Origin of the sequence: Algoriphagus sanaruensis, from assembly GCF_001593605.1 — a bacterium.
GTDB lineage: Bacteria > Bacteroidota > Bacteroidia > Cytophagales > Cyclobacteriaceae > Algoriphagus > Algoriphagus sanaruensis.
This window is the reverse complement of sequence record NZ_CP012836.1, coordinates 1,718,230-1,731,332: the sequence shown is the minus strand read 5'-3', so window position 1 is coordinate 1,731,332 and position 13,103 is coordinate 1,718,230. Positions and strand designations below refer to the sequence as shown.

At 41.9% G+C, this 13,103-nt stretch carries 10 protein-coding genes; 4 read left to right on the top strand and 6 right to left on the bottom strand.

Translation table 11 applies throughout. The features are described 5' to 3' along the window. Positions 1 to 2 precede the first annotated feature (2 nt). Positions 3 to 581 carry a redoxin domain-containing protein gene (locus tag AO498_RS07675; RefSeq protein ID WP_067545548.1) on the top strand — a complete coding sequence of 193 codons (579 nt, stop codon included), beginning with the start codon at positions 3 to 5 and terminating at the stop codon, positions 579 to 581. Here the strand turns inward: AO498_RS07675 and AO498_RS07670 are convergent. The 3 genes from AO498_RS07670 to AO498_RS07660 form a co-directional block, all read right to left on the bottom strand. Next, positions 578 to 1,420, bottom strand: a complete 843-nt coding sequence (locus AO498_RS07670) for a transglutaminase family protein (RefSeq protein WP_067545545.1) — start codon at positions 1,418 to 1,420, stop codon at positions 578 to 580. The two genes, AO498_RS07675 and AO498_RS07670, sit on opposite strands and share 4 nt — an antisense overlap. Positions 1,421 to 1,459: 39 nt before the next feature. Beyond that, positions 1,460 to 3,076 (bottom strand): acyl-CoA carboxylase subunit beta, encoded by a 1,617-nt coding sequence (locus AO498_RS07665; RefSeq protein ID WP_067545542.1) that lies wholly within the window; start codon positions 3,074 to 3,076, stop codon positions 1,460 to 1,462. A 134-nt stretch (positions 3,077 to 3,210) separates the two neighbouring features. Continuing rightward, positions 3,211 to 4,011, bottom strand: a complete 801-nt coding sequence (locus AO498_RS07660) for an N-acetylmuramoyl-L-alanine amidase family protein (RefSeq protein ID WP_067545539.1) — start codon at positions 4,009 to 4,011, stop codon at positions 3,211 to 3,213. Between the two features lie 118 nt (positions 4,012 to 4,129). On the opposite strand from AO498_RS07660, the gene AO498_RS07655 reads away from it, so the two are divergent. Next, positions 4,130 to 6,799 carry a putative LPS assembly protein LptD gene (locus tag AO498_RS07655; protein ID WP_236778661.1) on the top strand — a complete coding sequence of 890 codons (2,670 nt, stop codon included), beginning with the start codon at positions 4,130 to 4,132 and terminating at the stop codon, positions 6,797 to 6,799. Here AO498_RS07655 and AO498_RS07650 read toward each other — a convergent pair. Further along, on the bottom strand, positions 6,796 to 8,010 hold the full coding sequence (locus tag AO498_RS07650; RefSeq protein ID WP_067545536.1) for an arginine deiminase: 1,215 nt from the start codon (positions 8,008 to 8,010) through the stop codon (positions 6,796 to 6,798). The two genes, AO498_RS07655 and AO498_RS07650, sit on opposite strands and share 4 nt — an antisense overlap. Before the next feature lie 210 nt (positions 8,011 to 8,220). Here AO498_RS07650 and AO498_RS07645 point away from each other — a divergent pair, with 210 nt between their 5' ends. Further along, entirely contained in the window at positions 8,221 to 8,967 is a 747-nt protein-coding gene (locus tag AO498_RS07645; RefSeq protein ID WP_067545533.1) for a DUF4197 domain-containing protein, read from the top strand. A gap of 130 nt (positions 8,968 to 9,097) precedes the next feature. Further along, positions 9,098 to 9,700: a hypothetical protein gene (locus AO498_RS07640; protein WP_067545530.1), complete on the top strand. Its 603-nt coding sequence runs from the start codon at positions 9,098 to 9,100 to the stop codon at positions 9,698 to 9,700. 80 nt (positions 9,701 to 9,780) lie between these two features. On the opposite strand, the gene lysS is transcribed toward AO498_RS07640, so the two are convergent. Together lysS and AO498_RS07630 are read right to left on the bottom strand one after the other, a co-directional pair. After that, positions 9,781 to 11,484: a lysine--tRNA ligase gene (lysS, locus tag AO498_RS07635; protein WP_067545527.1), complete on the bottom strand. Its 1,704-nt coding sequence runs from the start codon at positions 11,482 to 11,484 to the stop codon at positions 9,781 to 9,783. 68 nt (positions 11,485 to 11,552) lie between these two features. Then, a complete protein-coding gene (locus AO498_RS07630; RefSeq protein WP_067545524.1) occupies positions 11,553 to 12,746 on the bottom strand; it encodes a proline dehydrogenase family protein in 1,194 nt (397 codons plus the stop codon). Positions 12,747 to 13,103 lie beyond the last annotated feature (357 nt).

Below are 13,103 nucleotides of genomic sequence, written 5' to 3'. Positions count from 1 at the left end.
AAATGAAAACATTTGCTATCTCCTTCCTATTGATTTTATCTTTTCAATTTTTGGGAAAAGCACAATCCTTGGAGAGCTTGAAAGCCATCGATGCGGTCACATCCAAAGAAATGAGCCTTCTTGATTTTAAAAGTGACAAGGGCACGGTGATCATCTTTTTTAATCCTGATTGTCCCTTTGCCAAAATGTATGCTTCTAGAATTCTTTCCCTCCGAGAAAAATACCAAGCCTTGGGATTCAAATTCTTGTTAGTTCATCCCGAATCTGGAGTGAGCGATGTTGAACAAACCGAACTAAGGTCCTATATCGATGATAGCGGAATGAGAACTAGCTTTCTGATTGATCAAGGCCAAACATGGATCAAGCAGTTTCAAATCACTAAAATCCCAGAAACGGTAGTTCTAAAATGGGAAAATGAAACTGCCAAAATGATGTTCAAAGGGGCTATTGATAATAACCCGCAGGCGGAATCAGCAGTGACGGAACGATTTTTAGAAAGAGCCTTGAATCAACAACTAAAAGGGGAAAGTCCTCTCCCTGCTCAAGTTAGAGCCGTCGGTTGCAACATTCGGCAGTTTTAAGATTCCAATAAATCCAACAGTTGCTTTACCTCTTCCATTTTGCCAAGTTCTCCCAATTTCTCAAAGGAATGCGCGAGATTTCGAAGGCTGCGAAGAACAATATCCATATGGGCACAAGGTTCAAAAAACACCTCTTGAGGTTGGATTTGCAGATGCTCCAAGTAATTGCTGACATCCTTTTTCAAGAAAATCAATCCCTTATTGAAGGCATTGATATAAAAAGTAATATCCTCCGATTTATAGATCAGAATAAACAAGTTGGGCAAATTGACCCCATAAATCGGTAAACCGAGTTTTTGGGCAACCAATAAATAAATCGCGCAAAGTGAAATCGGATTTCCTTTTTTGGAATCCAATACAGCGGACAACATGCTATTGCTAGGAGAATGGAAGTTTTTGGTATTGGCTGAAAATCTCAACTGATTAAATAGCACATGGTTGATGATTTTGACCTGATCGTATGGCGAAAGGTCATTTTTAAAGGCCGTCCAAACCTCAAAATAAATCTGGTGCATTTCAGCGTTTAGCTTTTGAAATTCCAAATCAGGGTATTGGTAAGTATTGATTAACCAAAGCCCGGTTAACAAATCTTTGTCTTCTGAATTCTTCCAATCTGTAAATCTGATCTTCAGCAAATCAAATTGGAGTTCATGAACCATCTCTTCTAATTCTTTTTGGAGTGTGGGATCAAAGCTATTTTCCCACTTCTGTTCCAAAAAAGGAATGATTTCTGGTCCTAGGGAAAGGATTTTGTCCTTAACATGATTTTTCACCTCCCTATCTGGATCTTCCAAAAGGGAAACTAAAGCATCTAATTGGGAAGGAGACAATTCGCTCATACTAGATTCATTCACCTAGGGATAAGTTATTCAAAAATTTCAAGTTTGTATCACGCCGACATTAAACGAGGTGGTAATTGGTGCGTGATTAGCGGCCTCAATACCCATACTAATCCACTTTCTGGTTTCTCGAGGATCAACCACTCCGTCCACCCAGAGTCGGGCAGCTGCGTAGTAGGGACTCAATTCCTCTTGGTATTTCTGAGTTATTTCTTCCAAAAGTTGCCTTTCCTCCTCCTCCGAAATTACTTTACCTGCCTTCTTTAAGGATGCGACTTTAATTTGAAGAAGAGTTTTAGCCGCAGATGCGCCAGACATCACGGCCATTTGGGCGGTGGGCCAGGATAAAATCAAACGAGGATCATAAGCCTTGCCGCACATGGCATAATTCCCCGCGCCATAAGAATTCCCCAAAATCACAGTGAATTTAGGAACGACTGAGTTTGCCATGGCATTCACCATTTTAGCTCCATCTTTGATTATTCCGCCTTGTTCGGCTTTACTTCCGACCATAAATCCGCTGACATCTTGAAGAAATACCAAGGGGATTTTTCGCTGGTTACAATTCATGATAAATCGGGCGGCCTTATCCGCAGAATCCGAATAAATCACCCCTCCCATCTGCATCTCGCCTTTGCCATTTTTCACGATTTTGCGCTGATTGGCAATGATTCCTACCACCCAACCGTCAATTCGAGCTGTCCCGCAGATCAGCGTTTTTCCATAATCTTGCTTATACTCATCTAATTCTCCAGCATCCACAAGTCCCCGAATCACCTCCACCATATCATAGGGCTTCACTCGATCAATGGGGAATTTTTCCAACAAACTATCAGGACTTTCTTCAGGTAATCGAGGAGCAATCCGATCAAATCCAGCTTTTGGCTGTTCTCCAAGGGTTGAAAATATCTTGCGAATTGCCTCCAAGCACTCTTGATCATTGGCATATTTATTATCGGTAACACCAGAAATTTCACAATGAGTTGTGGCACCTCCGAGGGTTTCGTTATCAATCACCTCACCAATGGCTGCTTTGACCAAATATGATCCGGCCAAAAAAATTGAACCTGTCTTGTCCACGATCAGCGCTTCGTCTGACATGATGGGCAAATAAGCTCCCCCTGCCACGCAACTGCCCATAATGGCTGCCACCTGCACGATTCCCATCGCAGACATTTTCGCATTGTTGCGAAATTGACGACCGAAATGCTCTTTATCTGGGAAAATCTCATTTTGCATCGGAAGGTAAACTCCCGCACTGTCAACCAGGTAAATGATCGGAAGGCGATTATCCATGGCTACTTCCTGGGCGCGGAGGTTCTTTTTGGCAGTCATAGGAAACCAAGCCCCTGCTTTCACGGTGGCATCGTTAGCCACGATGACGCACATCCTTCCACTTACATACCCAAGACCAGTCACCACTCCGGCTGAGGGACAGCCTCCCTCCTCCTCATACATGCCATCCGCCGCAAATGCTCCGATTTCTAAAAACTCAGACCCTGTGTCGATCAAATAGTCGATGCGCTCTCTTGCCGTGAGTTTGCCCTTTTCATGCTCAGCGTCAATGCGCTTCTGTCCACCTCCAAGCTTGACTTGGGCGGTTTTTTCACGAAGTAAGCTGAGGAGATTATCTAAAGTGGATGGGGAATTTTCCATGGAAAAAAGAAGAAGTTATGTTGGGTTTATATGGATTCAAACTACATCCTGCCTAAAGAAGTTTGGAATTCAAGATACAGAAAAGCCCTTCTCCAAACAGAAAAGGGCTTAAATGAATTGATATCCAGCAAAAATTAATTCATCTCAATCTCATTTTTATAATCACGGATGGAGCGGAAGATCGCCGAAGCCATGTATTCTTGACCTTCCTTGGTCATCAGAAATTTTTCTTCTTCATAGTTTGACAAAAAGCCCAACTCGACCAATACGCTTGGCATCGAAGGGGTCCAAAGCACATAAAAAGGTCCTTGCTTCACCCCACGGCTTTTTCGACCTACTTTGTCTCTAAACTGCGTTTCGATATGATCTGCCAAAGAGATGCTATTTCCAATGTAAGCTTTTTGAGTAAGGTTAAATATCATGTACGACTCAGGTGAAGTGGGATCAAATCCCTCGTATTGTTCTTCGTAATTGTCTTCCAAAAAGATCACTGAGTTTTCTTTCTTGATAATATCGAAGTTAGCCTCAAAGTGCTTGGTTCCCATGACCCATGTTTCTGTACCAGCAGCCGATTTGCTTGAAGCTGAATTGGAGTGAATGGAAACAAACAGGTCCGCTTTGTTAATATTGGCAATTTTTGGTCTTTCATGAACTGTCGGAAAACTGTCATCATCACGCGTGTAAATCACCTCAACATCAGGTAAATTTTCTTTGATGTATTTCCCTACCAATAAAGTTACTGCAAGGTTTATGTCTTTTTCTTTAGACCTGGCTCCTATGTTTCCGGGATCTTTTCCACCATGACCTGCATCCAAGACAATCTTTTTCATCCGAAATGCTGGCATCATCGTTTCATTGGGAATAAATCCTCCAAACAAAAAAGGGATCGCGATAACAAAACTTAAGAGAATTTTTTTGTTCTTGAATCTTTCCATGAGGGCAATCGAATTAACTTTACGCAAAATTTCAGGCAAATTAATCAAAGGAAAAGCAGAAGTGACGGGGTTTAGAATCCTTTTTTTTATTCTTTTAATCGGATGGATTACTCCTGAAATGGCCCTATCCCAAGAAACGCCACCTTCGCGTAGAGAGCGAAGGTTGGTTGCTCCTGACACCTTGACTCCACCAAGTCGAGCGATTTTGGATTTGGACACCCTCAATTCTTCTTTAGACACCTTGACTCAGCTGGATTCGGCAAAAATGATGCCCAGCAGCGATATCAAATCAGACATTCTCTATTTTGCCGAGGATAGTATTATCACCGATTTCCGAGAAAACAAGGTTTACCTCTACAATAAGGCTTGGTTTGAATATGGACAAATGAGGCTAGATGCCGATTTAATCATCATCGACTGGGAAAAATCCGAACTTTATGCGACTGGAATTCCCGATTCCACGGGAAAATTGAGCGGAAATCCATTTTTCAAGGATGGGGGCTCTACTTATGAGATCCGAAAGGAAATGAAGTACAACTTCAAAACTCAAAAGGCCATTATTAAAGATGTGGTAACCGAACAACAGGATGGAATTTTGCGTGGGGAAACCATCAAAAAAACCGAAGATGGAAGTATTTATCTGGATCATGGCTATTATTCCACCTGTAAGCTAACCACTCCCCATTGGCACATTTCTTCCTCCAAAATCAAATCCATCCAAGGTAAACAGGTGGTTTCTGGGCCATTTAACTTGTATTTTAATGGAATTCCTACCCCACTTGGACTTCCCTTTGGGATCATTCCTGATACTCCGGAAGAAAAAGCCTCCGGGATTATCTTCCCTAAATATGGAAAGGAGCAGCAGCGAGGACTTTTCCTGAGAGATTTCGGGTACTATTTCGCTATCAATGATTACATCCACACCCGAATCACCGGGGACATCTACTCCAAAGGCGGGTGGGGTGCTAAAACCCAGACCATTTACAATAAGCGCTATAGATTTAGCGGTGGCTTCAATGTGGATTTTCAAAAATTCACCAGTCCGGAAACGGCCGAGACTCCCATCGATTACAACACCTTCCGTGTGCAATGGAACCACAGACCGGTATCGAGAGGAACCTCTTCATTTTCTGCCTCGGTCAACGCAGGGTCCACGAGCTATTTCAACAATGTGGTCAATCTGACCAATTTTGTCAACAATACTACGGCGGACCTCAACTCGAACATTTCTTATTCCAAGACTTTTTCAGGCACTCCTTTTTCAATGGCGGCTAACTTCAGGCATTCCCAAAGTGTGCAAACAGGCGAAGTACGATTAGACTTACCGACGATTTCGGTGAATATGAACCGTCAAAATCCTTTCCGTAATGTGAAGTTTGAGCCCTTGAAAACCCTAAATATGGCTTGGAACTTTAATCTTCAAAACTCGGTAACGAATCGACCTAGCCAAACCTTAGATGTCAATAACCCGGAGGCTGGCAGCAGGGAACCTATTCCATTCAATTTGGATAATCTTGGCTTATTGCTCAGAAATGCCAACAACGGAGCTCGAAATCAAATCCCTTTGAGCTCGAATTTCACGCTATTTAATTACTTTACCGGTACCGCCTCCATCAACTACAATGAGCTTTGGTACCTTCAGCGGTTGAATTTTTATTACAATCCATCCGAGCAGCGAGTGGATCAAATTGTAGAAAATGGATTTAACCGAGTGAGCTTTTTCACGAGTTCCTTCGCCATGAACACCAACTTCTATGGCTTCTATAATTTCAAAGGAAACGGAAAACTTCAGACCATCCGGCACCATATCGCCCCGACCTTCAGTTTCAACTACAACCCAAATTTCTCTGATCCATCTTTTGGCTATTATCAGCAGGTACAAATTGACGAAACTGGAAGGACTCGCCTTTATTCCAGACACCAAGGATTTATTTTTGGCGGAGCACCCTTGGGAGAATCGAGAGCTTTGGCGTTTAGCATGCGAAATGTAATCGAGGCTAAAATCAAAAATACCAACGATAGCACCTCTGAGGATGCCACCAAAAAAATCCCAATTCTAGAATCATTCAACTTAAATACGGCTTACAATTTTGCCGCGGATTCTTTCCAACTTTCTCCCTTCTCACTGTCTGCTCGAACCAGCTTTTTTGAACGCAAGCTGTCTGTCAACTTGACTTCGACTATAGATCCGTACGCGGTCATTCAGAGTGGAGAAGGAACCTCAGCTACCTTTACTCGAATCAATGATTTTGCTTGGAGAAATGGTCAAGGAATTGGAGCCATCCGAAATGCTTCGCTCAATATCAATGCTTCACTAAATCCTCGGGAAGGACAAACTCCCGGAGAAGTGAGGGATGAAATCACCCAGGATTTTATTCAGCGAGGCGGTGTGATGAATGAATTTGCCGAGCAAGAAATCAATCGAATAGTCAATGACCCAAGCCAATATATTGATTGGAATATTCCTTGGAATTTGACCATTGGTTACAACCTCTCCTATTCGAAACAAGTCACCAATCGAACCAATATTACCCAAACTGTCAATCTGAATGGAGATTTGTCCATTTCGGAAAAATGGAAGATTAATTTCAATACTGGACTAGATCTTCAAGCCAAGCAAATCACCCAAACCATGATCGGGATTGCACGGGATCTCCACTGCTGGCAGATGAATGTCAACTGGATGCCATTTGGAAGATTTACTTCCTACAATATTGATATCCGAGTTAAATCAACCATTCTACAAGACCTCAAGGTTTCTCGAAGAAGATCCTTCTTTGACAACTAAACCCTTGCTCTGCTAAGAGGCATGGTCATACATCTCGGCCCACCCAATCCCCGACTCAATTCTGAGGAAGGAATCTCCAAAACCTCCACACCCATATTCCTTAAAGCACGGTTGGTGTGGATATTTCGATTGTAGGAAATCACCCGACGAGGCCCAACAGCAAAAACATTCGCGCCGTCAAACCATTGCTCTCGCATGGCATATTCTTGATTTCCATTTCCGGTAGAAAGCACTTCCAAATGCGGAATTTCTCGTTCCAAAACAGTCAATAAAGACTCTTTAAGCACTTCTCGTTTGATATTGACCCGATCTCCTTGAGCATCCTTTAAGGTATACAAAGAGGTCTGCAAAACAGCATTCATAGCGTCAGGATAGGCCAAAACCAGATTTTCATCCAGCACGGTAAACACCGTATCGAGGTGCATAAATTGGCGTTTTTTGGGCAGGTGAACTTCATAAACACGCTTTACTGTACCCTCTCCTAAAAGCGCCTTAGCCGCGTGGTAAATAGCTTTTTCATCCGTACGCTCCGAATTACCAATTGCCACAGCTTCATTTGAAAGAATGATCACATCCCCTCCTTCAATACTCGGCGGGGTATCATGACCATTGATCGGATAAAGAGTATTCACATGATCTTTGAATTCGGGATGATTTTCAAAGATGGTTCGCAACAAATTTGCCTCCCGCTGTCTTCCTTCCATTTTCATCGAAGAAAAAATGATGCCTCCTGGAGTCAAAGCCATCGGATCCCGTTGAAAATACAAATTTGGACAAGGAGCAATAGCAAATGCTGAATCCATCAATTCTCCAGCATTCATACTGGGAAGCTTCTTTTTCAGCTCATGAATCTTAAGACCGGCCGTCAAAATGGTGGCACATTCTGCCGTTGAATAGCGCTCCAAAATATCCCCGGCTAAATGAGACAAGCCAGCACGTTTCAAAGATTCCCGCATCAATTGCACTAAAATTTGCTGATCATATAGTACTCGAATCAGCAATTCCCGAAGTTGATACACCGTAGCGCCGGTCGTTTCCTTGATCAAATTAGAAAAGGTATCATGCTCCTTTTGCAGCGCTTCGAGATAAGGGACATCTTCAAAAAGTAAAAATTCCTTATTGTAGGGAGTAAGTCGATCAATCTCCTTTCCAGGGCGATGCATCAACACAGCTCTCAAGGTCCCAAATTCAGAATTTATTCTAAGGTTCATATTTCTATATTTTCAAAATTTCAATCTATTTTATTTAAAATTATAAATTAATCATATCTCCAATTAAATATTTTTCAATAATTAGAAACTTTTTTAAACACACTCATTTTGAATCCTCATACGATCATCGTCTTCAAATTCTAATTTGGAAGAATTAAAAACTCATCGCTCTCTTTTCTGGTATAAATTAAAAACCTTTCCCATTTCCCCATGAAATTTACTCCACAACTCATTCGAATTACCCTCCTTTCGTTGATCATTTTCTCATTTTCAGGATGCCAGTCAAACGCTCAATTGACTCAAATTCTTGAAAAAGCAGGACAAGTCACCGGGAATCCTACCACATCCGAAATTACCTTTGGGCTCAAAGAGGCATTGGAAAAAGGAACCGGAATCAGTGCGGATCGACTTTCATTGGAAAACGGGTACTTGGGGAATTTAGATGTCAAGATTCTTTTTCCAGAGGAAGCCAAAAAGGTAGAGCAAAGTCTGCGGAAACTAGGACTTGGAAATCTTTGTGACCAAGTCATTACCAGCTTAAATCGAGCAGCAGAAGATGCAGCGAAAGAGGCAAAACCTATTTTCACCGATGCGATCAAACATATGAGCTTCCAGGATGTCCAACAAATCCTTTTGGGAGAAAACAATGCCGCGACAACCTATTTCCAACGAACCACCACGCAGTCGCTCAGTGAAAAATTCACTCCTGTGATCGATCAAAGCCTGAAAAAAGTCAATGCTACCAAATATTGGGGAGATGTGATGAGCCGATACAACCAGATTCCACTTGTAAAACCTGTCAACACCAATTTGACAGCATACGTAACAGAAAAAGCGATCCAAGGTCTGTTTGTCGAAATCGCCAAGGAAGAACATAAAATCCGACAACAGGTCGGGGCTCGTACTAGCCCGCTTCTTCAGAAAGTATTTGGATTTGCAGAAAGGGAGAAAAAGTAAGCACTGATCAGTCTCAGTAATTCTGCTGAGCTGGTTGAGGCAGACAGTTTTTAAAAGTGGGAAAGACGGCGTCTAAAGTCCAAAAGTAGAAATTAATTATCTTGATATATTTACCGATATCCCCAATTAAATGCTCCATCCTAACAAAATCAAAAATCGATTAATCCCATTAGTGGGTGTTACATTTCTACTTTTTCTCACCTCATGTGCCACAACCAACGTTATCTCAAATTTACAACAAGAGTATTCTACACCACTTTTTTTAGAGTATCATGTACTTGAAACAGAGATTGTTGATCTAAGGGAAAATATCTCTGATGGAGAACTGAAAATTCCGTCGTTATTTTGGAATCCTAATCAATCAATAAAACACACCCCAATATTTACAGACAATCACCACTGGGCAATAGCTAACACGATAAGTGAGAATGTAACTGGAAATGGAGAAAAATTAAAGATCAAAGTAACTATTCTGGAAAGCTTTAAGGAGTTCGCTTCAACATGGAAGAGTTTAAGAGATAAAGGTTTTGCACGTATTCAAATTGATTTCTTGGACCCACGTTCTGGTAGAATTATTAGCTCTTCTGTTGCTTCGAGAGAAATTTGCGTAGGGGCGATAATCACTACACCTCAAAGAGGGGAAGAGGTTTATCAATTAAGCTTTAAAGCTGTGACCAGAATGTGTTTAGAATCGATTCAAAAAATGTTAAAGGATTCTAGCTCGACCAATTAACAACGCTTCTCTTGTTCGTTTTAAAAACAAAAAGCCAGACTTTTCCAGTCTGGCTTTTTTATACAATTCCAATTGGATTATTAAATCAAATCCACTGTCAAACTCTCCCCTTCCTTGGTTACTTTAACCAAGCCTTTTTGAGAAAGCCCCTTCATGGAAACATCCCATTTTTTACCGCTTAAGCCGGATTGGGCTTTAAGGTCTGGTAGTGAAGCAGGGTGATTTTTGCTCAGTAAATCCATGATGACTTTTTCCTCTTCGGTGAGCTCCACTGCTTTTTTCTCAGGTCTCATTTGAGGGAAGAACAAGACTTCCTGAATCGTAGAATTATCTGTCAGCAGCATAGTCAATCGGTCAATTCCAATACCAAGACCTGAAGTAGGAGGCATACCGTATTCGAGTGCACGAAGGAAATCCTCGTCCATAGCCATGGCCTCATCGTCTCCTCTTGCAGCTAATTTCAACTGGTCTTCAAATCGCTCTCGCTGATCAATCGGATCATTCAACTCGGAGTATGCATTAGCGATTTCTTTTCCATTGACAAACAACTCAAATCGCTCCACCAAACCTGGTTTACTTCTATGCTTTTTCGCCAATGGTGTCATCTCGATTGGATAATCGGTGATGTAGGTCGGCTGCACCAGATTAGCTTCTACTTTAGCTCCAAAAATCTCATCGATCAGTTTGCCTTTACCCATAGATGCATCCACTTCGATACCTAAGTCAGCACAAACTTTCCGCAATCCATCCTCATCCATTTCGCTTACGTCGACTCCCGCATATTCCTTGATGGAGTCAAACATCGTCAGTCTTCTGTACGGCCCAGCGAAGTCAATCTCTTTTCCTCCTACTTTCACCACAGTAGTGCCATGAATGGATTCGGTTACTTTTTCCAGCAACTCCTCCACCATTTCCATCATCCAAATGTAATCCTTGTAGGCTACATAGATTTCCATGGAGGTAAATTCTGGATTGTGAGTACGGTCCATTCCTTCATTTCGGAACATTTTCCCAAACTCATACACTCCATCAAAACCACCTACAATTAATCGCTTCAGGTATAATTCATTCGCGATCCGCAAATAAAGCGGCATATCCAGGGTATTGTGGTGCGTCATAAACGGACGAGCCGCCGCTCCTCCATGTACCGCTTGAAGAATTGGGGTTTCCACTTCCAACCATCCGCGATCATCAAAATAGCGACGCATGTTGGAAATAATTCTCGAACGGGTGATAAAGGTTTTCTTGAACTCCGGATTAACAGTTAAATCCACATATCGCTGACGATAGCGCTGCTCGGGATCTGTAAAACCGTCATATACATTACCCTCTTCATCTCTTTTCACAATCGGAAGAGGCTTTACCGCCTTGGAAAGCACTTTTAACTCAGTGACATGAAGTGAAATCTCACCAGTTTGTGTGGTAAAAATATACCCCTTCAATCCGATGAAGTCTCCGATTCCTAAAAGCTTTTTGAAAACAGTATTGTATAAGGCTTTATCCTCTTCAGGACAAATATCATCACGACGAACATAAAACTGAAGACGTCCGGTAGAATCCTGAATTTCTCCAAATGAGGCAGACCCCATAATACGACGGCTCATCAATCGACCCGCAATGGAAATGTCTTTATAATCCGTCTTTCTGTTTTCGTAGTTTCTATGAATATCCTCCGCAGTGACATTGATGGGAAAAGATTCTGCCGGATAAGGATTAATCCCCATGGCATAAAGTTCTTCCCGGTCTTTTCTGCGTTCAAGTTCCTGTTCGCTAAGAAGTTGCATTTATGTTTATTTGAAATTTGAAATTCTAAATTTGAATAGGCTGGAAGACCGAAGACAGGAGACAGAAGTTAGGATTTCGGTCTTCCGTCTTCGGTCTTCCGTCTTCTCATTTCCCGCTTCACCAGCTCAAATTCTCGGCTGCTTTGTCCAGCAATAGAGGTGTTTTCGGCTGCCCTTCTCGTCAAATAAGGCATTACCTTTTCCACTGGTCCATAAGGCACATACTTGACCACTTGATAGCCAGCCTTCGCCAAGTTGAAGGAAATGATGTCACTCATTCCATACAACTGAGAGAAAAATACCCAATCGGATTTGGGATCAACTCCATGAAGATTCATCAACTCAGTCAATTGAAGGCTACTTTTTTCATTGTGCGTGGCGCAAACCAGATGTACTTTTTGCTCGACACAATATTGAATAGCGGAATCATAATCCCTGTCTGTAGCTGCTTTGTTTGGCTGAATGGGATCCAGATATCCCAGTTCTTGGGCTCTTTCTCGTTCCTTTTCCATATAAGCTCCCCGAACAGGCTTGGCTCCTAACAAATAGCCTTTTTCTTGGGCTGCTTGATGAGCTTTCTTCAAGCGAGCAAGCGAATCATGCCGATACATTTGATAGGTATTGTACACGACACAGCGATCTCGGTTATACTTTTCCATGGCCTCATAGGCCAAATCGTCGATCACATTCTGAAACCAAGACTCTTCAGCATCTACCAAGATTTTCAATCCCAAGTCATGCGCAGCTTTACACAGCTTATCAACTCTTCCATTTAATTTGGAGAAAGCTTCCTCTTCCTCCTTCGTAAGTTTCTGACCAGCCTGGATTTTTTCCATGATATGGTAATCTCCAAGTCCCGTGGTTTTAAACACCCCAAAGGGCATGTAATCTGTTTTAGCAGATTCGACCATGGTTTGATAGATTTCCTCACAGGTTTTATCGAAGGATTCTTCATCCCCCTTTCCCTCTACGGAAAGATCCAAGATAGACTGAACACCAAATTGAGCTAGTTTGTGGCAAGCAGTGATACTCTCACCGATGGTCTCACCACCACAGAAATGCCCAAACATGGTTCGTTTCATGATTCCTTTCACTGGCAACTTGAGTTTGAAGGCCAAGTTGGCTAACCCAATACCAAGGTCAGAAATCAAATTATTGTTAAGCGTCGCGAAAATCAGGTACATTTTCCTGAGTTCCGCATCAGTTTTGGAAGCAAAGGCCACTTCCAGATTCTCAAAAGAAATATTGGGTTTGACGGGCATATCGCTCAAATAAGGTCGCAAAGATATCAAAAAAACCGCATCAGCTTGGTTTTTGTTGGGAAAATGGAACGCTTAATTCCTTGAAAATTCAGCCTATTGTAGAGTGCTTTCATATCCTTTACATCACCGACCAATTGCTAGAAAAAGGGTCCTAGAAAAGAATCAATTTTTACCTTTTTTGAATACAAAAAGAAAATGAGCCTTTCATTAGTTCGACCTTTTAAAGCTGAAGTACCCATAAGCAATCCTATCAAACCGCTAAATTGGATATTCCACAAAAATCAAACTCTCTAATCGTAAATCAGTAAATCTTGATCAAGTACCCTTAGGCTTAATGAAATGGCAAACAACATTTCT